At 71.6% G+C, this 20,265-nt stretch carries 19 protein-coding genes and 2 pseudogenes; 5 read left to right on the top strand and 16 right to left on the bottom strand.

What is annotated here, in order from left to right; genetic code table 11:
• Nucleotides 1-5: 5 nt before the first annotated feature.
• A pseudogene (locus tag ABIC70_RS11875) lies at nucleotides 6-272 on the bottom strand (LysR substrate-binding domain-containing protein); the annotation flags it as partial.
• Between ABIC70_RS11875 and ABIC70_RS11880 the strand changes: the two are divergent.
• Nucleotides 270-548 (top strand): annotated as a pseudogene (locus ABIC70_RS11880) (DMT family transporter); the annotation flags it as partial. The pseudogenes ABIC70_RS11875 and ABIC70_RS11880 sit on opposite strands and share 3 nt — an antisense overlap.
• Before the next feature lie 13 nt (nucleotides 549-561).
• Here ABIC70_RS11880 and gmk read toward each other — a convergent pair.
• Together gmk and ABIC70_RS11890 are read right to left on the bottom strand one after the other, a co-directional pair.
• A complete protein-coding gene (gene gmk / locus ABIC70_RS11885; RefSeq protein ID WP_043354630.1) occupies nucleotides 562-1,224 on the bottom strand; it encodes a guanylate kinase in 663 nt (220 codons plus the stop codon).
• A 52-nt stretch (nucleotides 1,225-1,276) separates the two neighbouring features.
• Entirely contained in the window at nucleotides 1,277-2,134 is an 858-nt protein-coding gene (locus tag ABIC70_RS11890) for a YicC/YloC family endoribonuclease (RefSeq protein WP_043385162.1), read from the bottom strand.
• Between the two features lie 255 nt (nucleotides 2,135-2,389).
• Between ABIC70_RS11890 and ABIC70_RS11895 the strand changes: the two genes are divergently transcribed.
• The gene (locus tag ABIC70_RS11895) at nucleotides 2,390-3,013 is read left to right on the top strand and encodes a PAS domain-containing protein (protein ID WP_274927716.1); all 624 of its coding nucleotides are present in this window, start codon (nucleotides 2,390-2,392) and stop codon (nucleotides 3,011-3,013) included.
• Nucleotides 3,014-3,084: 71 nt separating this feature from the next.
• Here the strand turns inward: ABIC70_RS11895 and mltG are convergent, their stop codons facing one another.
• The 5 genes from mltG to ABIC70_RS11920 form a co-directional block, all read right to left on the bottom strand.
• Nucleotides 3,085-4,500 (bottom strand): endolytic transglycosylase MltG, encoded by a 1,416-nt coding sequence (mltG, locus tag ABIC70_RS11900; protein WP_043354625.1) that lies wholly within the window; start codon nucleotides 4,498-4,500, stop codon nucleotides 3,085-3,087.
• 175 nt (nucleotides 4,501-4,675) lie between these two features.
• Complete coding sequence (gene mutM / locus ABIC70_RS11905) at nucleotides 4,676-5,566, bottom strand: bifunctional DNA-formamidopyrimidine glycosylase/DNA-(apurinic or apyrimidinic site) lyase (RefSeq protein ID WP_043354623.1); 891 nt, start codon at nucleotides 5,564-5,566, stop codon at nucleotides 4,676-4,678.
• 152 nt (nucleotides 5,567-5,718) lie between these two features.
• The gene (locus ABIC70_RS11910; protein WP_075380804.1) at nucleotides 5,719-6,354 is read right to left on the bottom strand and encodes a Smr/MutS family protein; all 636 of its coding nucleotides are present in this window, start codon (nucleotides 6,352-6,354) and stop codon (nucleotides 5,719-5,721) included.
• Nucleotides 6,351-7,547, bottom strand: a complete 1,197-nt coding sequence (gene mltA, locus ABIC70_RS11915) for a murein transglycosylase A (RefSeq protein WP_354439772.1) — start codon at nucleotides 7,545-7,547, stop codon at nucleotides 6,351-6,353. Before mltA ends, ABIC70_RS11910 begins: the two co-directional genes overlap by 4 nt.
• A gap of 32 nt (nucleotides 7,548-7,579) precedes the next feature.
• Nucleotides 7,580-8,293 (bottom strand): Tim44/TimA family putative adaptor protein, encoded by a 714-nt coding sequence (locus ABIC70_RS11920; RefSeq protein WP_043354619.1) that lies wholly within the window; start codon nucleotides 8,291-8,293, stop codon nucleotides 7,580-7,582.
• A gap of 349 nt (nucleotides 8,294-8,642) precedes the next feature.
• On the opposite strand from ABIC70_RS11920, the gene secB reads away from it, so the two are divergent.
• On the top strand, nucleotides 8,643-9,143 hold the full coding sequence (gene secB, locus ABIC70_RS11925) for a protein-export chaperone SecB (RefSeq protein WP_012320646.1): 501 nt from the start codon (nucleotides 8,643-8,645) through the stop codon (nucleotides 9,141-9,143).
• A 408-nt stretch (nucleotides 9,144-9,551) separates the two neighbouring features.
• A complete protein-coding gene (locus tag ABIC70_RS11930) occupies nucleotides 9,552-10,784 on the top strand; it encodes an MFS transporter (protein WP_278305951.1) in 1,233 nt (410 codons plus the stop codon).
• A 206-nt stretch (nucleotides 10,785-10,990) separates the two neighbouring features.
• Here ABIC70_RS11930 and ABIC70_RS11935 read toward each other — a convergent pair whose 3' ends face one another.
• The 8 genes from ABIC70_RS11935 to ABIC70_RS11970 form a co-directional block, all read right to left on the bottom strand.
• Entirely contained in the window at nucleotides 10,991-11,866 is an 876-nt protein-coding gene (locus ABIC70_RS11935) for an RNA polymerase factor sigma-32 (protein ID WP_012320644.1), read from the bottom strand.
• A gap of 319 nt (nucleotides 11,867-12,185) precedes the next feature.
• Nucleotides 12,186-12,791: a CarD family transcriptional regulator gene (locus ABIC70_RS11940; RefSeq protein ID WP_043354614.1), complete on the bottom strand. Its 606-nt coding sequence runs from the start codon at nucleotides 12,789-12,791 to the stop codon at nucleotides 12,186-12,188.
• A 506-nt stretch (nucleotides 12,792-13,297) separates the two neighbouring features.
• Nucleotides 13,298-13,636, bottom strand: a complete 339-nt coding sequence (gene fdxA, locus ABIC70_RS11945; RefSeq protein WP_043354612.1) for a ferredoxin FdxA — start codon at nucleotides 13,634-13,636, stop codon at nucleotides 13,298-13,300.
• 219 nt (nucleotides 13,637-13,855) lie between these two features.
• Nucleotides 13,856-14,149, bottom strand: a complete 294-nt coding sequence (locus ABIC70_RS11950; protein WP_043385109.1) for an RNA-binding S4 domain-containing protein — start codon at nucleotides 14,147-14,149, stop codon at nucleotides 13,856-13,858.
• A gap of 12 nt (nucleotides 14,150-14,161) precedes the next feature.
• Nucleotides 14,162-17,638, bottom strand: coding sequence for a helicase-related protein (locus ABIC70_RS11955; RefSeq protein WP_391526417.1), 3,477 nt, complete (start codon nucleotides 17,636-17,638; stop codon nucleotides 14,162-14,164).
• On the bottom strand, nucleotides 17,604-17,921 hold the full coding sequence (locus ABIC70_RS11960) for a hypothetical protein (protein WP_043351171.1): 318 nt from the start codon (nucleotides 17,919-17,921) through the stop codon (nucleotides 17,604-17,606). The genes ABIC70_RS11955 and ABIC70_RS11960 overlap by 35 nt, the downstream gene beginning before the upstream one ends.
• A 192-nt stretch (nucleotides 17,922-18,113) precedes the next feature.
• Nucleotides 18,114-18,404 (bottom strand): DUF1330 domain-containing protein, encoded by a 291-nt coding sequence (locus ABIC70_RS11965; RefSeq protein ID WP_043351173.1) that lies wholly within the window; start codon nucleotides 18,402-18,404, stop codon nucleotides 18,114-18,116.
• A gap of 72 nt (nucleotides 18,405-18,476) precedes the next feature.
• Nucleotides 18,477-19,418 (bottom strand): DUF3108 domain-containing protein, encoded by a 942-nt coding sequence (locus ABIC70_RS11970; protein ID WP_396652030.1) that lies wholly within the window; start codon nucleotides 19,416-19,418, stop codon nucleotides 18,477-18,479.
• Nucleotides 19,419-19,788: 370 nt separating this feature from the next.
• On the opposite strand from ABIC70_RS11970, the gene rpmB reads away from it, so the two are divergent.
• Nucleotides 19,789-20,091 carry a 50S ribosomal protein L28 gene (rpmB, locus tag ABIC70_RS11975; protein WP_043351177.1) on the top strand — a complete coding sequence of 101 codons (303 nt, stop codon included), beginning with the start codon at nucleotides 19,789-19,791 and terminating at the stop codon, nucleotides 20,089-20,091.
• The last annotated feature ends 174 nt before the right edge of the window (nucleotides 20,092-20,265 follow it).

Below are 20,265 nucleotides of genomic sequence, written 5' to 3' on the forward strand. Positions count from 1 at the left end.
GCCGATCAGCGTACGCCGAGGGCGTCACGCTCCGCCGCCAGATGGACCATCAGCCGCTCGGCGAGGCGCCCCGGCGGCCGTCCCGCCGGCCGCACCAGCACGGTCTCGATGGGGATCTCGGGCCTGAACGGCCGCAGCACGATGGGCCATCCGCCGAGAGCCCGGGCCGGGACCGGGTCGACGATGGCGACTCCGAGACCCTCGGCGACGAGGCCACAGCGCGCCGCGGTGTACTCGGCCATCAGGACGAAATGCGGGGTCACGCCGGCCTGCGCGATCCCGCCCCGGCCGTAAGCGTGGCCGGGCGGATCCCGTGGTGGACCTGGAGCGGCGGCCTGTTCGGCGCGCTGTTCATCGGACTCGCCATCCTGCTCGTCCCGAAGCTCGGCGCCGCGACCTTCTTCGCCCTTCTGGTCACGGGCCAGATGCTCACCTCGGTGCTGTTCGATCAGGTCGGCCTGCTCGGCCTTGCGCAACGGCCCGTCGATCTGCCCCGCCTCTTCGGGGTCGCGCTGCTGATCGGCGGCGTCGTGCTGATCCGCCGGTAGAGCGAGGTCCGCGTCACGGCGTCTCCGCCAGCAACCCCTCGACGAAGGTGGTGAGGCCGGTGCGGCGCGTCCGCCGGAGCCGCTCCGCCGCCAGGATGCCCTGGAGGGCCCGGAAGGCGTTCTGCAGGTCGTCGTTGACGATGACGTAGTCGTACTCGACCCAGCGTTGGATCTCGGTCCGGGCATTGGCGAGACGCTTCTCGATCGTCTCGGCCGAATCCTCTGCCCGGCGCTCCAGGCGCTGACGCAGCTCGGCCATGCTGGGCGGCAGGATGAAGACCGTCACCACGTCCTGGGCGAGCTTGGAGCGCACCTGCCGCGTGCCCTGGTAGTCGATGTCGAAGATCATGTCCCGGCCGGAGCCGAGCACCTTTTCCACCGGCCGCCGGGGCGTGCCGTAGAAATTGCCATGGACCTCCGCCCATTCGAGCAGGTCGTCCCGGTTGCGCAGGTCGTCGAAGGCCTCGCGATCGATGAAGTGGTAGTGTCGCCCGTCGATCTCGGAGGGGCGGCGCCCCCGCGTGGTCACGGAGATCGACAGGTCCAGCGCCCAGCTCGGATCCTGGGCGATCGCCCGCGTCAGGGTCGTCTTCCCCGCCCCGGAGGGCGAGGAGAGGATCAGGATCAACCCCCGCCGCGCGATGGAATCGGAGACGCTCCCACCCTGCTCGGTCATGCGCGTGGCTCCCCGACGTTTCGCATCCGTACTCTCACATCCTGATCCGGCATCATTCGATGTTCTGGACCTGCTCGCGGAACTGCTCGACCACGGCCTTCAGGTCCAGGCCGATCCGCGACAGGCTGATGTCGTTGGCCTTGGCGCACAGCGTGTTGGACTCGCGGCCGAACTCCTGGGCGATGAAGTCCAGGCGCCGGCCGATCGCGCCGCCGGCCGCCAGCAGCTCCCGGGCGCTCGTCACATGGGCCCGAAGCCGGTCCAGTTCCTCGCGCACGTCCGCCTTGCCGGCGAGCAGCATCGCCTCCTGATGCAGACGGTCCGGATCGAGGCCGCTGCCGCCCAGCGCCGCGACGGCCGCCTCCAGACGCGCCCGCACGGCCTCGGGCTGACGCGCGGGATTCGCCTCCGCGGCCTCGGTCAGCGCGGCGATCCGGTCGACCTGGCCGATGACGACCTGTTCGAGCTGCCGCCCCTCCGCGCGGCGGGCCTCGACGAGATCCGCGACCAGCTGGACCACGCCTGCGGCCAGATCCCGGGCGAGGGCGTCGGTGTCCGCCGCCTCGTCCTCGACCTCGATCACGCCGCGGACGCCGAGCAGCCCGTCCATCGTGGCGGGGGCCACACCCTCGGGGACCGGCACCCGGGCCACCGCCTGGGCGAGACTCGCCAGCAGCGTCTCGTTGATCCGCACCCGCGCGGTGGTCTCCGGCTTGGTGAGCGTCAGGGTCAGCTGGCACTGGCCGCGGGTCAGGGTCTTCTGCAGGGCGGTGCGGGCGGTCTCGCCGAGCCCGTCATAGCCGGCCGGCACACGGGTGCGCACGTCGAGGCTGCGCCCGTTGACGCTGCGGACCTCCCAGACCCAGTGGACCGGTCCGGTACTGCCGGCCGCCCGGGCGAAACCGGTCATGCTCGTGATCTGGGCCACGCCGACCCCCGTCCCCGTGAAGATCGGGGCCTGTAGCACGGATCTCTCCACGGGGAAGAGGCCGGTCCCTGCGACGGACCCATCCCGGCCCGCGCGCGGGTCCCGTCGCCCCCGCGCCACCGAGGACGTCACGGATCGACTTTCGTACGACGCCGCCAACATTGCATTTCAAGATCAAGTTGTGTTCGTAGGTCCGGGTCGTTTTCACAAGAACCCGGATGGCGCATGCCACGATCAGTGTTGACCAGGTCCGCGCTCACGCCGTTCGGCATGTCCGCGCTGGGCGTCGGCATGTGGGAGGACGTGCCGCATCTGGGACGCGTGCGCGGGGATGCGACGATGGCCCGGATCTTCGGGCTGACCGAGGCCGAGGCGGCGCAGGGCGTGAGCTGGGAGCAGCTCTCCGCGCTCTTCCATCCGGAGGACCTCGCCCGGGACCAGATTCAGCGCCGCCGTGTCCGCGACGAGGGCGGCCTCTTCGCGTGGGAGCATCGCATCGTGCCCGCCCCCGGGCTCGTACGCTGGGTGCTGGCCCGCGGCCGGTTCGAGCGCCGCGCGGACGGGCTGGTCTATGGGCGTGGGATCGTGATCGACATCACCGACAGCCGGACCGAGGGGCCGTTCGAGCCCCCGGCGGGCTTTCTCGGGGCGCCGGCCGAGCAGGGCTCCGTCGTCGAGCAGATGGCGGATGGCGCGATGCGTATGTGGGAGCGCCTCGGCGATCTCGGGCTCGATGAGGCGAAGCGGGTGCAGCCGCTGCTGGAGGCCCTGCTGTATGAGCTGGGACGCCAGATCGCGGCGTCCCTGTCGGGCCCTCCTCCGGACGGGCAGCGGCGCCCGCGAAACCCGAAGGCGCATTGAGCCCTGCGTGAGCCCGGCGCGGCTGCGTCACGTCTGACGACGCGTCGCAGCAATCCGGCCGGAGCTGGTCCCTAGCGCCGGCCCCGGGGCGCCGGGGCCGGTTCGCTCAGGGCCGGCACCGTCTTGGGCGAGCCCAGGTCGTAGCTGCGGTTCTTCAGGGGATCGAGGCGCGTGCCCTCGGAGGCGTCGAAGGCCCGCGAACCCGGCGTGCCCGTATCCGCGGCGAAGGCCGCGTTGGTGTTGATCCCGTTGGCCGCAGGCGCACCGCCCGGCGCGTAGGCCGAGGCGCGGCCCGGCGTCGCCGGGTCCGGACCCGGCTCGACCTTGTCGACGGCGTCCGGCGGCGCCTGCCGGCTCTTCTCCACCGCCCGCCAGCGGGCGACGTTGCGCTGATGCGCCTCGAGAGAGTCGGCGAAGGCGTGGCCGCCGGTGCCGTCCGCCACGAAGTAGAGGTCCTTCGTCCGGGAGGGGTTGGCCACCGCCTCCAGGGCGGCCCGGCCGGGATTGGCGATCGGCCCCGGCGGCAGGCCCTCGATGACGTAGGTGTTGTAGGGCGTCGGCCGGTCGATCTCCGACCGGAGGATGCCGCGCCCGAGGGTGCCGCGGCCCCCCACGAGGCCGTAGACGATCGTCGGGTCGGATTGCAGCTTCATCCGCTTGTTCAGGCGGTTGATGAAGACGCCGGCCACCCGGGGCCGCTCGTCGGCGCGGCCGGTCTCCTTCTCCACGATGGAGGCGAGGGTGACCATCTCGGCCGGGGTCCGCACCGGCACGTCGGCGCTGCGCCGCAGCCAAATCTGGTTCAGAACCTCGCGCTGCTTGGCCTTCATCAGGTTGACGATCTGCTGACGGGTGGCCCCGCGCTCGAACTTGTAGGTGTCGGGCAGGAGCGAACCTTCCGGGGGGATCTCGTTGATCTCGCCGGTGAGCACGTCATTGTCGTTGAGGCGGCTGACGATCTGCTCGGAGGTCAGGCCCTCCGGGAAGGTGATGGCGTGCTGGACCTGCCGGCCGGTGGCGATGGTGTCGAGGGCGTCGGAGATGCTCGCATGCGCCTTGAACACGTATTCCCCGGCCCGGAGCGCCGGCCGGCCGCCGAAGCGGGCGGCGAACTCGAACAGGCCGGTATGGTCGATCACGCCCTCGCGCTTCAGGGTCTCGGCGATCTCCGCCGTTCCGCTGTGGGTCGGGATCACAACAACCTTGTCGGCCGCGAGCGGCCCCGGCTCGCGCACCTGCCGCTGGAACAGCGTGATCCCGATCATCGCCGCGATGGCGATGACGACCGCGAAGGTCAGGGCTCCGCTGATGAGGCCCACGAGGCCGCTCCGCTCGCGTTGGGGCTTCTCCGGGGGCGGGGGCGCGACCGTCGGCTTGATCGCCTCGCCGGGGGAGCGCGGCGAGAGCCGCTGCGGCAGGGCGGGCTCGCCCGTCGGATCCTGCGCGGTGGTTTCGGGCGCGGGCGTCTTTGAGCGGCGGAAGAACATCGGGATCCTGTCTGGGCCCGCGCGACCCGTCACGCGTTGCGGGCCGGGATCGGCTGCCCGCAACCGGGTGCGCACGTCGAGGCGCTAGACCCTAGCCGGGTTTGTGGCGAAATTGCCGTTTCGCGGCGCAGTGACGCACGGTTCGACGCAAGGTTCGACGCAAGGTTCGTTGCGGTCAGTCCGGGGGCTGGCAGGTCGCGCAGAAGAAAGTCGAGCGGTTCGCCTGGACGATGCGGGTGATGGAACCGCCGCATCCCGGCCGGCTGCAGGACAATCCGACTCGGTCGTAAACCCGGAAGGCGTGCTGGAACGCCCCCGCGCTGCCATCCGTGTGGGCGTAGTCGCGCAGGGTCGAGCCGCCGGCCTCCACGGCCTCCTGCAGGACCTTCACGATCGCCTTGGCGAGGGCGTTGGCCTTGGGCGTCGGGCGCCCGTCGGGCCGGACGAGGCTCCCGGCCGGGGCCTCGGGGTGCAGGCGCGCCCGGTGCAGCGCCTCGCACACGTAGATGTTGCCGAGGCCTGCGATCAGGCGCTGGTCGAGCAGGGCGGCCTTCAGCGGCGCGATCTTGTGGCGGAAGAGCTGCGCGATTACCGCCCCCGTCAGTCCGTCGAGGGGCTCGATGCCCATCCTGGCGAAGTGGCGGCAGCCGGCGAGATCCGCGCTCGGGACTAGATCCATGAAGCCGAAGCGGCGGGCGTCGTTGTAGGTCACCGTGGCGCCGGTGCTCATCGCCATGACCACATGGTCGTGCTTGGGCGTGCCCTGGGCCCCTTCGAGGTAGAAATCCCCCGGCGACAGGTTGCTGCCGTCCGGCAGGGCCACGTCGAACCGCCCACTCATGCCGAGATGCATGACCAGGGTCTCGCCCGAGTCGAGCGCGGCGGTGAGGTATTTCGCCCGGCGCGCGAGGTCCGTCACGGTCCGCCCTTCCAGCCGGGCGGCGAAGCGATCCGGGAAGGGGAAGCGCAGGTTGGCCCGGCGCAGGGTGACACGGCTGAAGCGGGCTCCGACCAGGGCGGGCGCCAGGCCCCGCCGCACCGTCTCGACTTCGGGAAGCTCCGGCATCTCTCTCGCGACTTTGCGTGCGTGGCGCCTCATGCGCCGGCTCCGGATATCGGCGGGATCGGTCCGGGCCGCAACCGCGCGGCTCCGGCGCGGTTTGCCGCGCAGGCTGCGGACACCGGTGAACAGGCCGCTGCGCGCCGGGTTCCGGACCCCTATCGGCGCCGCAGACGGACGTAGAGCGCGCCGCCGCCGCCATGGTGGCGGGCGGCCTCCTCGAAGCCGAGGACGATGCCGCGCAGTTCCGGCCCCCGCAGCCAGTGCGGTACGCTGCGGCGGAGCACCCCGCGCTCGGCGAAGGCCTCCGCGTAATCCGGTCCGCCCTTGCCGGTCACGACCAGCACGTAGGAATGCCCGGCGGCCCGCGCCCGGAGCAGGAAGCCCGTCAGCGCGGCATGGGCCTCCGTCTGCACCATCCCGTGCAGGTCGATCCGCGCCTCGATCGCCAGTCGCCCGCGGCGCAGGCCGACCTTGGCGGTCCGCTCCAGGCTGGTGCTCGGGCTGTGGCGCTGCGGCGGCGGCTGATACGGCGCAGCGGTTGCCGGACGCGGCGGCTCCGGTGCCGGTTTCGGCGGATGCTTCGCCCGCGGCCTCTTGGCGGTTGGCGGCGCGCTGGGCTTCAGGATCGGGGCCGACAGGGGCGGCATGGCGGCGGTCGGGGGCGCCGGCGGTGGGGGAAGTTCGGGGGTCGGGGACGCGCGGCCCGGCAACGGCGTCACCAGCTTGGCGATCGCGTCCCAGAGGCGGACCTCGCCCGCGGTCAGGCGGCGCCCGCGGCGCGGGGGCCTCACGGTGCGGCTCCGGGCGCAGCGGCGCGGCGCGGCAACAGGACCACGAATCCGATGGCGTCGCGGAGGTTTCCGGCGACCACGCCGGCCGCAGGACCGGTGCCGACGAAGAGGTCGCCGCGGGCAGGGCCGACGATCGCCGATCCGGTATCGGCGGCGATGACGAGGCGCCCGGTAGCGTCCGGGGCTCCGTCCTGCGCCGCGCCGGGCAGCGGCCCCGCGAGCCAGAACGGCAGGCCGTACCGCCAGAGGGTCGAATCGACAGCCAGGCTGCGGCCCGGGCTGAGCGGCGCGTTCGCGGCGCCGGGCGGCCCGAGAGCCGGATCCGCGACCGGGGCGAGGCGGAAGAAGATGTACGAGGCGTTGGTGCGGATCAGGCGCTTGGCGATCTCGGGATGCGCGCGCAGCCAGCCGGTCCAGCGGGCGAGCGTCAGGCCCTCGAGCGGCAGATGCCCCTCTTGGACGATGAGCTTGGCCACCGCCGTATAGGGGCGTCCGTTGCGGCCGTCGTACAGCACCCGCACCGCGCGACCGTCCGGTAGCCGGACGCGCCCGGAGCCCTGGACCTGCAAGACCAGCAGATCGACCGCGTCGCGCAGCCACAGGATCGGCTTCGCATGCGCCCCGAGGGCTCCGTCGTCGATGGCGGCGCGGTCGGGATAGGGGGCAAATCCGTCCGCGGTGGCCCGCGCGGCGCGCAGGGTCGGATCGAGCCCCGGACGGGTTTCGCCGGGGGCGAGGGAGATCAGGTCGTCGGGACGGGCGAGCACCGGCGTCGGAAAATCCGGCCCGGGCGCGAGGGAGCCCGTGAGCTCCGGCTCGAAATAGCCGGTCAGGAAGCCGGGCCGATCCGCGCCGGGCCGATCGATGCGGAAGGCGTCGAACCGCTCGCGGAAGAACGCGGCGGCGTCCGGCACTGGGCCGGCCGCGGCCGTGCAGGCCTCGGCGAGGGCGGCCGGATCGCCCGCGACGCCGTCCGGCTGGGGCTGGGCAGGCGCCGGTGCCGCGCAGACCCGCCGGAAGGCGTCGAGCGCCGCTTCCGCCTGCGCACCGGGAAAGCCCGGCAGGTCCGCCGGGGCGACGGGGCGCAGGACCGCACCGCCGACCGCCGTTGGCGCGGCGGACACGGATGGACTCAGCAGGAACGCGAGGAGGGCGGCCGGGACTGCTCCGGACCGGGCATGGTGAATCGGCACGGCAAGATCGTCACGGCACGCCTGTCACGGGCTCAGGCGCCGGCCTCGGTGGCCACGAGCTGCCAGTTCGGGTCCCGCGAGCCGAGGGTGCGGGAGAAGGTCCAGACATCCGGAACCTCGACCACCGTCTCGGCACTGCCGTCCACCACCTTGCCGTCCGCGTTGCGGGTGGCGGTGATGAGGTTCGACAGGAAACGCACGGTGACGTGAGCCACCCGGTTGCGCACCTCGACGGCCACGATCTCGGCCTTGTCGATGGAGACGAAGGTGGTCTCCAGGGTCTGCCGGTTGCGCTCCCGCTCGGCGATCGCGCGTTCGAAGGCCTCGCCGACCTCCTTGGACAGCAGGCCGCGCAGGGTCTTCCGATCGCCCTTGGCGAAGGCGATCATGATGGCTTCGTAGGCGGATTTCGCGCCCTCGACGAAGGCGCGCGGGTCGAACCCGGGCTCCGCCTGGACGCAGGCCTCGAGGCCGCGGGCGACCTCGGATCCCGGCTCGGCGATCCCCCGCCAGTCCCGCGGCGCGGCGGCGGTCGGCGGCGCGGCCTGCACCCGGTCGGCACCCGGCAGCCGGACGACGTTGTCGCCGTCGGAACGCGCCTGCGGTTCGGTGCGGCTGCGGTCGACCGGCTTGAACGGCGAGCGTTCGGCGCCTGTCTTCTGACCGAGCACGGAGCGCAGACGCCAGATCACGAAGACGGCCAGCGCCAGGAAGATGATCGTCGTTACGTCGAAACTGTCCTGCATCACCGATCCGATGGTGGCCGCGGCGAGACCCTGTGCCCCTTGCTCAGGTCATGCCCGGTGCGGCGCCGGCTAAGCGCGCATAGGTCTGGCCGACTCATATCCGACCAACGCGCCGGGAGCGAGCCGGTTGTATCGTCGGGGTCAACTGGTCCCGCACGCAATCGCGATATGGGTTGCCGGTGCCGCCGGCGCCAGCGCCCCGTCACCTCGCCTGTCACTTCGCTTGTCCAGGCCCGGCGCGCGTGTTAGCGGCCCTGCCGTTTGGGTAGTTCCGCGGCGTGATCCAGCGGCTCCCGCCGCGACAACAACCCGCGCCGGCCCCGCCGGTCGATCGAGAAGGATGATCCGCATGGCCGATTCCCCGGCAGCGAACGGCAACGGCGGCGGCATGCCGCAGGGCGATGTGCCGACCATCAATGCCCTGGCGCAGTACACGAAGGATCTCTCCTTCGAGAATCCGAACGCCCCGCGCTCCCTTCAGCCCAAGGAGGGCCAGGGGCCGCAGATCAACATCCAGGTGAACGTCAACGCGCAGCAGCTCTCCGAGACCGATTTCGAGGTCGAGCTGAAGCTCGAGGGCGACGCCAAGATCCAGAACGAAGTGCTGTTCGCCTTCGAGGTGACCTATGCCGGCGTGTTCCGGCTGCTCAACATCCCGGCCGACCAGATCCATCCGGCGGTGATGATCGAGTGCCCGCGCCTGCTCTTCCCCTTCGCCCGCCAGATCGTGGCCGAGGCGGTGCGCAACGGCGGCTTCCCGCCCCTGTACATCGACCCGATCGATTTCGTCGGCCTTTACCGGCAGAAGGTGATGGAGCAGCAGGGCGCCCAGGGCCCGCTCGCCTCCTGAGGTGACGACCGGCGGCCGCGCGGCGGCCGCCGGGACCCCGAGAGGCCGCCGCCCGCGCGCACAGGGCGTCCGCTCAGGAGCGCGGCGCTCAGTGCGACGAAGCTGCCCGGCAGGTCGGGCAGCCCCCGAACCGGCCGCTGACCTTCCCGGCGCCTTCGGGTGCCGTGCTGGGCGCCAGGGCTGCCACCGCGAGCCTGCCCATCGACGCCGCCGACGAGGACCCCGGTCCCGGTAAGGGCGGCCGCGCCGCGGACCGTGCAGGGTTTCGCCCGCTCTCTCGCCGAAGACGCCGCACGTCGCCCCGCATGAGGGTGTCGCCGCCCTGCTCCGCGACGGAGGCTGCGTTCCGGGCTTGACCGTTCCGGGGTCCCCGTTCACGTCCGGGGCCCGAAACGGCTCCAGGATCGCATGGCCCCCACCACAAACCTCGCCTTGATCAACCTGTTCATCGGGGACATCCAGGGCGGCCTCGGCCCCTTTCTGGGAACCTGGCTGGCGGAATCCGCCTCGTGGAGCCCCGCCCGGGTCGGCTTCGTCGTCACGCTGGTGGGGTTCGGCACGCTGTTCCTGAGCGGCCCGTTCGGTGCCCTGGTGGATCGGTTCCCCCGGCCACGCCTGCTGATCGCCCTGGCCTGCGGGGCGATCCTGGCGGGCACGCTGCTGCTCCTCCCGGCGCGCAGCTTTCCGGCGGTCCTGTGCGCGCAGCTGCTCGCCGCGGCCGGCGGCACCCTGCTGTTGCCGGCGGTCGCGTCGCTGACCCTGGGCATCGTCGGGAAGGACCGCTTCCCCGCCCAGCAGGGCCGCAACCAGGCCTTCAACCACATCGGCATCCTGGTCGCGGCGGGGGGCATCAGCCTCGGCACCGGCTATTTCGGGCCTGCGATCGCCTTCTGGGTCCTCGGCGGCATGGCTGTGGCGGCGATCGGCGCCACGCTGACGACGCCCGCCGGCGCCTGGAACCGGCGCCGCGCCGTCGGTTGGAAGGAGGACGACGCGGACGAACCCGAGCGCAGCGGCCTGCGTCAGGTTCTCGGCAACCGCCGTCTGCTGGTGCTGACCGTGGCGCTGACCCTGTTCAACCTGGGGAACGGCGGCATGCTCTCGCTGCTCGGGCAGAAGCTCGTGGCGACCGCGGCCGACGCCACCACGTGGACGGCGCGCTACGTCATGGTGGCGCAACTCGTCATGGTGCCCGTGGCTCTGTTTGCCGGTTCGCTGGCCGACAGGCGCGGACGCCGTCAATTGCTGATGGTGGCCTTCGCCGTGCTGCCGGTGCGCGCGCTCATGTCCGGATTGATCGACGATCCGGTGTGGCTGATCGCCGCCGAGGTGCTGGACGGCGTGGCCTCCGGCATCGTCGGGGTGGCGGTGCCCGTGGTGGTGGCGGACCTGACCTGGGGATCGGGCCGGACCCAGACGGCGCTCGGCAGCGTCAACGCGGTGCAGGGCGTGGGCGGCGCGCTCTCGAGTTGGTACGGCGGCCTGTCATACGGGCTGTTCGGCTGGACCGGTGCCTTCCTGGCCCTCGGCGTGCCGGCGCTCGTCGCCCTGGCGCTCGTGATCTGGCTCGACGCCACCCCTGAAGCCGGCCGCCGCCGGCGCCGGCGGGAGCGGCGCAGCCCCGTCGTTCAGGGGGCGTAACGGGCGCGCGGCGGTATCCCGCTCGCGACCACGGCACCGGCCCCCGTCATCGCACGCGCAGGCAGGTATATCCGCAGGCACACCCGCTGCGCCGGAGATGTCGCGCAGCCGGCCCGACAACGGCGGCCCGTCGCATGGGCGACCCTTCTGAAACACGAAAGCCCGGCCGCCGGGCCGGGCTTCGTGACGATGACGCTGCGTGCCGCTCAGCCGATATGCGGGCTGCCCGTGGCGGCGGGAAAGCGGTCGGCGAGCGCACGGCGCAGCTTTTCCAGGGCCCGGTTCTCGATCTGGCGGACCCGCTCCTTGGAGATGCCGAGCCGCTGGCCGAGGGCTTCGAGGGTCGCCTGATCCTCGGCGAGGCGGCGCTCGCGCAGGATGCGCAGCTCACGCTCGGACAGGACGGTCAGAGCCTGCTGCAGCCAGCTGAGGCGGCGCTCGCCGTCGACCGTGGCGCTCACGGTCTCGTCCGGCAGGTCGGCCCCGTCGACCAGGAAATCCATCCGCTCCGAGGACGCGTCGCTGTCCTCGCCCACGGGGGCGTTGAGCGACATGTCGGGGCCGGACAGGCGTGCATCCATCAGGGCGACGTCGTCACGGGAGACGCCGATCGCGCTGGCGATGCGGCGATGGATCTCGTCGCCGACATGTTCCTCGGTGGATTGCATCAACCGGGCGCGCAGCCGGCGCAGATTGAAGAACAGGGCCTTCTGCGCCGAGGAGGTCCCGCCGCGCACGATCGACCAGTTGCGCAGGATGTAATCCTGGATCGAGGCGCGGATCCACCACGTCGCATAGGTGGAGAAGCGGACGTCCCGCTCCGGCTCGAACCGGGCCGCGGCCTCCATCAGGCCGACATGCCCTTCCTGGACGAGGTCGGCCATGGGCAGGCCGTAGTGACGAAAACGCCCCGCCAGGGCGATGACGAGGCGCATATGGGCCGAGATCAGACGGTGGAGGGCCCGCTCGTCGCGCTCGTCCTTCCATCGGACGGCGAGGCCCCGCTCTTCTTCCCGGGCCAGGAAGGGCGCCTCCATGGCAGTCCGTATGAACTGCCGTCGAATTCCCGCGATCTCAGCCATCCGCCTGCCTCTTGTTGCCGAGTGCTGTTGCGGCGTCGGACCCAAGGGCCCGACGCGCAGGCGCCACCGGGGGGTGACGCCAGGCAACCGACAACGGAAGGCAAAACGGGAAAGTTCCGTCCCGATGCCCCACAATGCGACAACGCAGCGGCCACGAATTCGTGTTCCGTCGGGAAGACATGGGATCCCGCCCCGCGCCGTCCAGCCCAGGCCTTCGCGAACGGTCAGGGCCGTCGGGGGGAGCCGGCCGCGCGGACGCATAAAAAAACCCGGCCACCAGGGCCGGGTTGAATGTCGTTGTCGCGATGCGATGCCCGCCTCAGGCGGCTTCCTCCTGAAGGTCGTCGCCCTCGCTGTCCCCCTCGGCCTCGGCTTCGGGCTCGGCCTCGTTCTTCGCCCGGCGGGGCGACTTGGCGAGGCTCTGCTCGATCAGCTTCAGCGCCTCGGTCTCGGTGATGCGGTTGACCGAAGAGATCTCGCGCACGATCCGGTCCAGAGCCGCCTCGTACAATTGGCGCTCGGAATAGGATTGCTCGGGCTGGGCCTCGGAGCGGAACAGGTCGCGCACGACCTCGGTGACGGAGAGCAGATCACCCGAGTTGATCTTGGCCTCGTATTCCTGCGCGCGGCGCGACCACATGGTGCGCTTGATCCGGGCGCGGCCGGTCAAAAGGTCGAGAGCCTTCTTCACCAGTTCCGGCTCGGCGAGCTTGCGCATGCCGACGCTGTTGGCCTTCGCCGTGGGGACGCGCAGGACCATCTTGTCCTTCTCGAACGAGACCACGAACAGCTCAAGCTTGTAGCCCGCGATTTCCTGCTCCTCGATCGCGGTGATGCGACCGACGCCGTGGGCCGGATACACGACAGCCTCGCCGGTCTTGAAGCCCTGCCGGCCTGTGGTCGTCGTCTTCTTGGCTGTGGTCATGCGAGAAGGGCCTCCACTGGCGCGCAGCGTTCGGCGCCGCGCGAAACCGTGTTCTTCCGGGCGGGACACCCGGTCTGCCTCGCCGCTCCCGAAACCCCCGCGCCCAGCGCGACGATCCCGGTCATTCCCCGGCGCGGCCGTGCAAACACCTGGCGCGTCCGCCGAAGTCTCCTTCGGCGGCCGATCGCGTACTACTCCTAACAACCGAAAATCGAAGGCGTTTCAGCCGGAGGGAGCACGTCAGGCGCAAGCGACGGCAGGCGGATTGTCTACCACAATCCGGCGCGCAGATCAAAGCATCCCTGAAGACGCACGCGCGGACCAAGCGCGGCGTCAAAGAGTTTTACACTGGTGCCATGGGACAGGAATGACCTGGCCGCGTATCTGGGCTTCGTATGACGCAGCCCCGAGGGGGCCTTCAGCGAAGCGGCCGGGCTGAAAAAACTTCCCGCCCACTGGAAAGCCGCGGGCGCATGCGCGTCAGATCCTGTGAATTCGTCCCAAGCTCAGTCGCCAGATCCAGGATTCGGCGAGAAATGCGCCTCCAGCTTTCCGGCCTTTCCATCCCACTCCTTGGCGTCGGCCGGAGCTTCCTTCTTCTGCGTGATGTTCGGCCAGGTTTTGGCGTAGTCGGCGTTCAGCTTCAGCCACGTGTCCAGATTCGACTCCGTGTCGGGCTTGATCGCTTCGGCCGGGCATTCCGGCTCGCACACGCCGCAATCGATGCACTCATCCGGATGAATGACGAGCATGTTCTCGCCTTCATAGAAACAATCCACCGGACAGACCTCGACGCAGTCCGTGTATTTGCACTTGATGCAATTGTCGGTGACGACGTAGGTCATCGGATGTCTTCGTCCTAAAACTCGACTTGGCCCGGGCAGAGCCTGGGGACGGCCTGCGCGCGCCAGCGGGCGCTGCGAGGGGAACGCCGGTGAGGCCCGGCGCGGAGCCGGGCTTCGGAGGCCAACGGCTCTAGACCCTGCCTCCCGGGCTGACAAGCGCGTGTGCGCCGCATGCGGTCCGCGACGGCCCGCTCGCGTGGGGGCTGTGGCACAGCCTCATCACTCGTGCGTCTCGACCGGCGGCCCGCCGCCGGACAGATCGTCGTACAGCAGCCGCGCTTCCGGGGCGGGGCCGCGCCGTACGCCGAGGCCGAGGACCCTTACAGCCAGGGTCGCGTGCGGCGCGGCCACCGTCACCACGTCACCGATGCCGATCGCCCGCGCCGGGTTCTCGGCCCGGCTGCCGTTCACCCGGACGAACCCGTCGGAGGCCAGCCGCGCTGCCAGGGACCGGGTCCGCGCGAAGCGCGCGAACCACAGCCATTTGTCGAGGCGCTGCCGGTCCTCCCGCATCCGCGGTGAAGGTCAGCGCTTCCCGCCGTCGCCGGCCTCGAGTTGCGCCTTCAGCGCGGCGAGCTTGGCGAAGGGCGAATCCGGATCGGGCGCCCGCTCGCGCCGGGGCGGCCGCTGGTCAGGCCGCGGGCCGGCATGGCGCTGCTCCGCATTGCGCTGATCGTCGCGGCGTTCCGGCCGACCACCCTCGAACCGGTCGCGGCGTGGACCGCGATCCCGTCCCGGCCGCGGGCCGCCGTCGCCACCTTCGGCGCGGCGCTGCTCCGGCCGGCCGCCATCCGCGCGTCCCTGGCCCGGGTTCTGGCCCGGCTGGCCCGCATCCCGGCCGCGTCCCGCGCCGCGGGGGCGATTCTGCGGACGCTGGTGCGCCGGGCGCTGATGCCGCTGCAGGCGCCAGACGTCGATCTGCGGAACCTCCGCGGCGGGTTCGCCCTCCGCGGCCGTGCCTTCGGCCGCATCGGCCGCAGCGGGCTCCGCCTCGGCCGTGCCGGGCGCGGCCTCCTCGGTGGCGGAGACCGGCTCGGCGGCCGGCGCAGCCTCCTGGGGAGCCTGGTCCGGTTGCTCCGATCCGGCGCCGGTCGCCTCCGCGTGCGGCGTATCGCCCGCGGGCTCCTCGGCCTGCTCTCCGGCGGTCGCATCGGCTGCGAGGTCCGGCGCCTGATCCTCGGTCGGGGACGCCTCGGCCTCGACGGCCGGGACCTCATCCCCCGGGGAGGCGTGTTCCGCGGCGGTCTCGACGTCCTCCGCGGCCGGGGCCTCGTCGCCGGCCGGCTCCGCGGCATCCGCCTGCGCGGCAATGGCCTCGTCGGAAGACGCCTCGGCCGGGGCGGCCTGTGCGGCCGGCGCCGTGGCCGCGGCGGGGACGAGCGGCACCGTGATGGCGGGGCCCGGACGCGTCTCCACGTTGTAGCCCAGGGACTTCAGGATCGAGGCGAAATCCTCGCCCGAGCAGCCGACCAGGGAGGTCATGCCGACGGTGGCCACGAAGCCGTCGCCGTCGGCCGTTCCGTCCGGTGGGGCGCCCGGGGTGGTGCCGGGGCGATAGGCGATGGCCGGGCGGATCAGGTCGGCGAGCCGCTCCAGGATGTCGACGCGCACCGCGCGCTCGCCGCTGACCCGGAAGCCGGCGGCGCGGTACAGCCCCTTGGCGATCTCGCGGTCCACCTTGATCGAGGTGCGGCCGGAGCCGGCCAGATGCGCGATCTCGTCGAGGCCGCGCTGGTCGAGGCCGCCGTTGCGCAGGGCCCAGAGCTGCGCCGCGAGCGTCCGCGGCGCCGGCTTGAGCAGGGCCGGCAGGAAGATGTGGTAGGCGCCGAAGCGGACGCCGTGGCGGCGCAGCGCCCCGCGGCCGTCCTGATCGAGGCTGCGCATCTCGTGCGCCACCTTCGAGCGTTCCAGCACGCCCAGCGCCTCGACGACCTGGTAGCCGATGCCCTTGGCGAGACCCGTGAGGTCCGCCGCGGTCTCGATCTCCATCAGAGGGCCGAGCAGGCGCACGATGTAGGCTTTCAGCCACGCATCGAGGCGGGCCTCCACCTTCTCCCGGTGCGCACCGGTCAGGCTGTCGTCCGCCAGCAGACGGATCTGCGGGGCGAACAGCTTCTCGCCGGGGGTGAGCTTGGCCACCGGCGCGCCGGTCCACCGGATCGTGCCGTCATGCGAGAGCACGAGGGTCGAATCGGCGGTCGCGGCGAATCGTTCGGCCCGCGCCTCGATCTCGCCCGCGAGCGCCTTCTCGGCGGCGCTCCTCAGGGTCTTGGCCTCGTGCCCTTCGGCGCTGGCATCGGGAACGAACAGGAATCCGTGAAGGTGGCCGACATGCTGACCCTCGACGGTGACGTCACCGTCGGCGGTGATCTGGGCTTCGAGCATCGTGTTCTCTCTCAGGCGCCGCATCAGGACGCTGGTGCGCCGGTCGACGAAGCGGCTCGCGAGGCGTTCGTGCAGGGCGTCGGACAGTCTGTCCTCTACCCGACGTGTCTCGCCCTGCCAATGTTCCGGGTCGCGCAGCCAGTCGGGTCTGTTGGCCACGAAGGTCCAGGTGCGTCCCTGGGCGATCCGACGGGACAGCGTGTCGATGTCGCCGTCGGTCCGATCGATCATCGCCACCTGCTCGGCGAACCACGTGTCGGGGATGCGGCCGGCCATCCCCTTCATGAGGAATCGGTAGAGCTGGGCCACCAGATCGGCGTGCACCTGCGGATGGACCTTGCGGTAGTCCGGCACGCCGCAGACGTCCCAGAGCCGCCTCACCGTGGCGGCGCTCCGCGCCATGTCGCGGATGTCGTCCTCCTTCATGAGGATCTCGAGGGCCTGCTGATCCTCGCCCATGGGGGCGCGGGTCAGCCCCGATTCGCGCGGGTGCTCGTCGAGGCTCGCCTGCAAGCCCTCCAGGCTGCCGAAGCGCAGGTCCGGATTGCGCCATTGCAGGATGCGGAGGGGATCGAAGTCGTGGCTCTCGAGCCGCTCCACCAGCTCGGCCTCGAAGGTCGGGCAGCGCCCGGTGGAGCCGAAGGTGCCGTCCGCGAGGTGGCGTCCGGCGCGGCCGGCGATCTGGCCCATCTCGGCGGGGGTGAGCTTGCGGAAGCGGGTGCCGTCGTACTTCCAGTTCGCCGCGAAGGCGACGTGGTCGACGTCGAGGTTGAGGCCCATCCCGACGGCATCGGTGGCGACGAGGTAGTCCACGTCGCCCGCCTGGTACATCTCGACCTGGGCGTTGCGGGTCCGGGGGGAGAGCGCGCCGAGCACCACTGCGGCGCCCCCGCGCTGACGCCGGATCAGCTCGGCAATGGCGTAGACCTCCTCGGCCGAGAACGCGACGATCGCGGTGCGCCGGGGCAGGCGCGACAACCGCTTCTCCCCCGCGAAGGTCAGTTGCGACAGCCGCGGCCGGGTCGTGGTGTGGACGTTGGGGATCAGGTCCTGAACCAAAGGCAGCATGGTCGAGGAGCCGATCAGGAGGGTCTCCTCCCGGCCGCGGACGTAGAGCAGGCGGTCGGTGAAGACGTGGCCGCGGTCCATGTCGGCGGCGAGCTGGATCTCGTCGATTGCCACGAAGGCCACGTCGAGGTCGCGGGGCATCGCCTCGATGGTGCAGATCCAGTAGCGCGGCCGGTCCGGCTTGATCTTCTCCTCGCCGGTGACCAGCGCGACCTTCTCGGGGCCGACCTTGGCGACGACGCGCAGGTAGACCTCCCGGGCGAGAAGCCGCAGGGGCAACCCGATCATCCCGGTCGGGTGCGCGAGCATCCGCTCGATGGCGAGATGCGTCTTGCCGGTGTTGGTCGGCCCGAGGACCGCGGTGACGCCGCGGGCGCGGGCATCGCGGGACAGCGAGCGGCTGGGCGAGGGGCGGAGCAGCGCGTCGATGGTCGGCGGTTCCTTCGAACGGGAAGGCCGTCGCGGCGCCGTCGCGGCGCGGGCGGGGAGGCGGGTTCGACCGGCCGGCCGCGTCTCAGGGACGGTAGGGCCGGGACGGTCCGCCCTCATATGGGATGCCGCCCCCGCCAGGTCCAATCTGGGGCGTGATCATCGGGAAGATGTCGATCTGCGTCGTCGGCGTGCCCGGCTGCGGTGCCACGTCGGCGCAGAGCGTGTCGGGCACCGCCACGAGGGGACCGCGCCGCGGCGGCCGGTGCTCGACGACTTCGGCCGACGAGAAGGCGTCACCGCCGCAGCCCGGATCGGCGGTGCCGGCGCTCAGGGGCTGCGCGGCCGCCGGGCCGGTGACGACGGCCAAGGCGAGGGCGATTCGGAGAGCAAGCGGGCGCATCCGCCGATTATCGCCGGGAACGTGAAGATTTCCTCCACCGCCGGCCGCGCGCTCCGGAGCCGCCTCCTCTGGGCCCGCAGGCACCTGAGGGAGAGCGCCACGGTTTCAGGCCTCGCGCTGCCCGAGGGCACGGCGCTCCGGGCTGAGGGCGGCGCGGGCTGCATCGACCGCGGTCTCCGAACGCCAGGCGGATCAGTCGACGCCTTCGACGAGGACCACCTCGCCGATCCCCGCCGGCCGGCGCTTGGCGACGGCGGCCTGGTACTCGGGCGAGAAATAGTAGGCGCGCGCCGCCTCGTAGGACTCGAACTCCAGCACGACGTTGCGCGGACGGGCCTCGCCCTCCAGCGCCTCGCAGCGGCCGCCGCGCACCAGCGGCGTGCAGCCGTACTTGCGCATGGCCTCGGAGGCCATGGCGGCGTAGTCCTTGTAGGTCTCCGGATCGGTGACCGTCATCCGGACGATGATGTAGCCCTTGGGCATTGGCTGACCTCCCTGGCGCGGCTGTCGCGCCGCGCGGACGTGCCGGGAAAGCCGCGGGCGGTCAAACCGCCGCTACTGCCCGGGCAGGCTCGCCTGTGCGACGCTGGTGCCGGCGGCGCCGGCCGTCCCGGTCGTGCCCGCATTGCCGCCCTGGCTCCAGCGCGTCGCCTCGATGATGTTGGTGCCGATCGTGGTGAGCACCGAGATGCGCAGCGGGATCAGGACCCGCGTCCCCTCGACGGGGGCGAGCCAGACCGACATCTCGCGGTTCTCCTCCATGAACTTCACCCCCGGCCGGTCCGGGCGGTGGCCGGCCACCGCCTGGTAGCGGGCGTTGCAGACGAGCACCGGGCCGGCATAGCCGGGCTTCTGAACCGGGCGCGTCTCGGCGTAGCTCAGCACCACGTTGAAGCGGGTGGCGCCATCGAAGACCGGCAGGGTGCGGTTGCAGTTTTCCGGATCGAGGGGCTCGCCGCGTCCCTGAGTCGGCATCAGCAGGGCGCTGACCGGGTCGATGATGCCGCGCTTGTTGGAGGCTGTGACCGGGACGCGGTCCTGCATGTCGACGAGGGGCGGCGTGATCTCGGCCTGGACCACGTTGCCGTGCGCCAGGGCCATGCGCACCGCGATGCCGGAACTGGCCGTCTGGGTCGCGATGGCGAAGGCGCCGGGCTGCGGTGCCGCCGCGAAGCTTCCGGAGGCCCGGGCCGAGCCCTTGCCGCCGGTGATCGCGCCGACGAGGCCCGTGAGCACCGCCGACACGTCCATGAGGTAGCGGTCGCGGTCGAACGAACCGGCCAGCCGCGCCGTGCCGATCGGCAGGCCGGCGAGGTTGATGCCGTAATCGACCGCCACGGTCGCGGCAGCCCCCGCGGCCCGCTTCGCGCGCGACGCCCGCGAGGCGGCATCGGCCGGAGCCATGAGGGCAGCGAGGGCGAGGAGGCTGCCCGCGAGGCGCCCGGCAGCGTGCTTTGTCACAGGCTTGATCATCCGACGGATTGGCGTGGCGCTCATGATCCGGATCGCATCCCAGGGCGGGCGGCCCAAGACACGCGCTCGGACACACCCTCTCGAACACCCCCGCGCGTCGGACGCCTCTCGAGGCCCGGAGCCGGGAGAGGCACCTTCCTGCAGGTGGAAGAAGGCTATATCCCGGCATCGTGGTTAACAGACCGTTGGGCGGCCGGGGCGGCCGGGGCGGCCCGGGCGGCTCTGCGGTTGGCGGGCACCTTGACGCGGCGCGCCTTCGTCGCCTATAGGCTCGCGCCTTCAACAGGACTCCGCCGGACCTGGAACACGCAATGGGCACCGCCTGCTGCGACGATGATCGCGCCGGTCGCGATCGGGTCTATTCGGGCGGAACGAGACGGGATCGTTTTTTATCATGGCGCGCCGCTGCGAACTCACCGGCAAGGCCGTTCAGGTCGGCCACCTCGTGAGCCACTCGAACCGCAAGACCAAGTGCCGGTTCCTGCCGAACCTGTGCAACGTCACTCTCCAGTCCGACGCGCTCGGCAAGCGCGTCCGTCTGCGGGTCACCGCGCACGCCCTGCGCTCCGTGGAGCACCGCGGTGGGCTCGACGCCTTCCTGATCAAGGCTGGCGAGGGCGACCTGTCGCAGACCGCCCGCCTCCTGAAGCGCGAGATCCACAAGAAGCTCGCCGAGGCCCCGGCCGTCGCGGCCTGAGTCTCCTGGCTTCACGCCATCCTTCATCGGACGGTTCGAACCGCCGTGGCCCCCGAGGCCGCGGCGGTTTCCGCTTGCGCGCAACAGGCACCGTGATCCGGAAAATCCCGTTCACGACCGCATCCTGAGGGGCCCGCGGCAGCGGGCCGCGAAGGAGGGCTCCAGGGATCGGAC

The organism is Methylobacterium sp. 1973, assembly GCF_040545035.1.
Classification (GTDB): Bacteria; Pseudomonadota; Alphaproteobacteria; order Rhizobiales; family Beijerinckiaceae; genus Methylobacterium; species Methylobacterium fujisawaense.

Bases quoted from the DNA above. Each gene is read 5' to 3' on its own strand.
- gmk (WP_043354630.1), bottom strand. From the start codon at position 1,224: ATGACCGAGCAGGGTGGGAGCGTCTCCGATTCCATCGCGCGGCGGGGG.
- ABIC70_RS11965 (WP_043351173.1), bottom strand. From the start codon at position 18,404: ATGCCCAAGGGCTACATCATCGTCCGGATGACGGTCACCGATCCGGAG.
- mltG (WP_043354625.1), bottom strand. From the start codon at position 4,500: ATGTTCTTCCGCCGCTCAAAGACGCCCGCGCCCGAAACCACCGCGCAG.
- rpmB (WP_043351177.1), top strand. From the start codon at position 19,789: ATGGCGCGCCGCTGCGAACTCACCGGCAAGGCCGTTCAGGTCGGCCAC.
- fdxA (WP_043354612.1), bottom strand. From the start codon at position 13,636: ATGACCTACGTCGTCACCGACAATTGCATCAAGTGCAAATACACGGAC.
- ABIC70_RS11950 (WP_043385109.1), bottom strand. From the start codon at position 14,149: ATGCGGGAGGACCGGCAGCGCCTCGACAAATGGCTGTGGTTCGCGCGC.
- ABIC70_RS11940 (WP_043354614.1), bottom strand. From the start codon at position 12,791: ATGACCACAGCCAAGAAGACGACGACCACAGGCCGGCAGGGCTTCAAG.
- ABIC70_RS11970 (WP_396652030.1), bottom strand. From the start codon at position 19,418: ATGAGCGCCACGCCAATCCGTCGGATGATCAAGCCTGTGACAAAGCAC.
- ABIC70_RS11935 (WP_012320644.1), bottom strand. From the start codon at position 11,866: ATGGCTGAGATCGCGGGAATTCGACGGCAGTTCATACGGACTGCCATG.
- mutM (WP_043354623.1), bottom strand. From the start codon at position 5,566: ATGCCGGAGCTTCCCGAAGTCGAGACGGTGCGGCGGGGCCTGGCGCCC.
- ABIC70_RS11955 (WP_391526417.1), bottom strand. From the start codon at position 17,638: ATGAGGGCGGACCGTCCCGGCCCTACCGTCCCTGAGACGCGGCCGGCC.
- ABIC70_RS11890 (WP_043385162.1), bottom strand. From the start codon at position 2,134: ATGACCGGTTTCGCCCGGGCGGCCGGCAGTACCGGACCGGTCCACTGG.
- ABIC70_RS11920 (WP_043354619.1), bottom strand. From the start codon at position 8,293: ATGCAGGACAGTTTCGACGTAACGACGATCATCTTCCTGGCGCTGGCC.
- ABIC70_RS11930 (WP_278305951.1), top strand. From the start codon at position 9,552: ATGGCCCCCACCACAAACCTCGCCTTGATCAACCTGTTCATCGGGGAC.
- secB (WP_012320646.1), top strand. From the start codon at position 8,643: ATGGCCGATTCCCCGGCAGCGAACGGCAACGGCGGCGGCATGCCGCAG.
- ABIC70_RS11960 (WP_043351171.1), bottom strand. From the start codon at position 17,921: ATGCGCCCGCTTGCTCTCCGAATCGCCCTCGCCTTGGCCGTCGTCACC.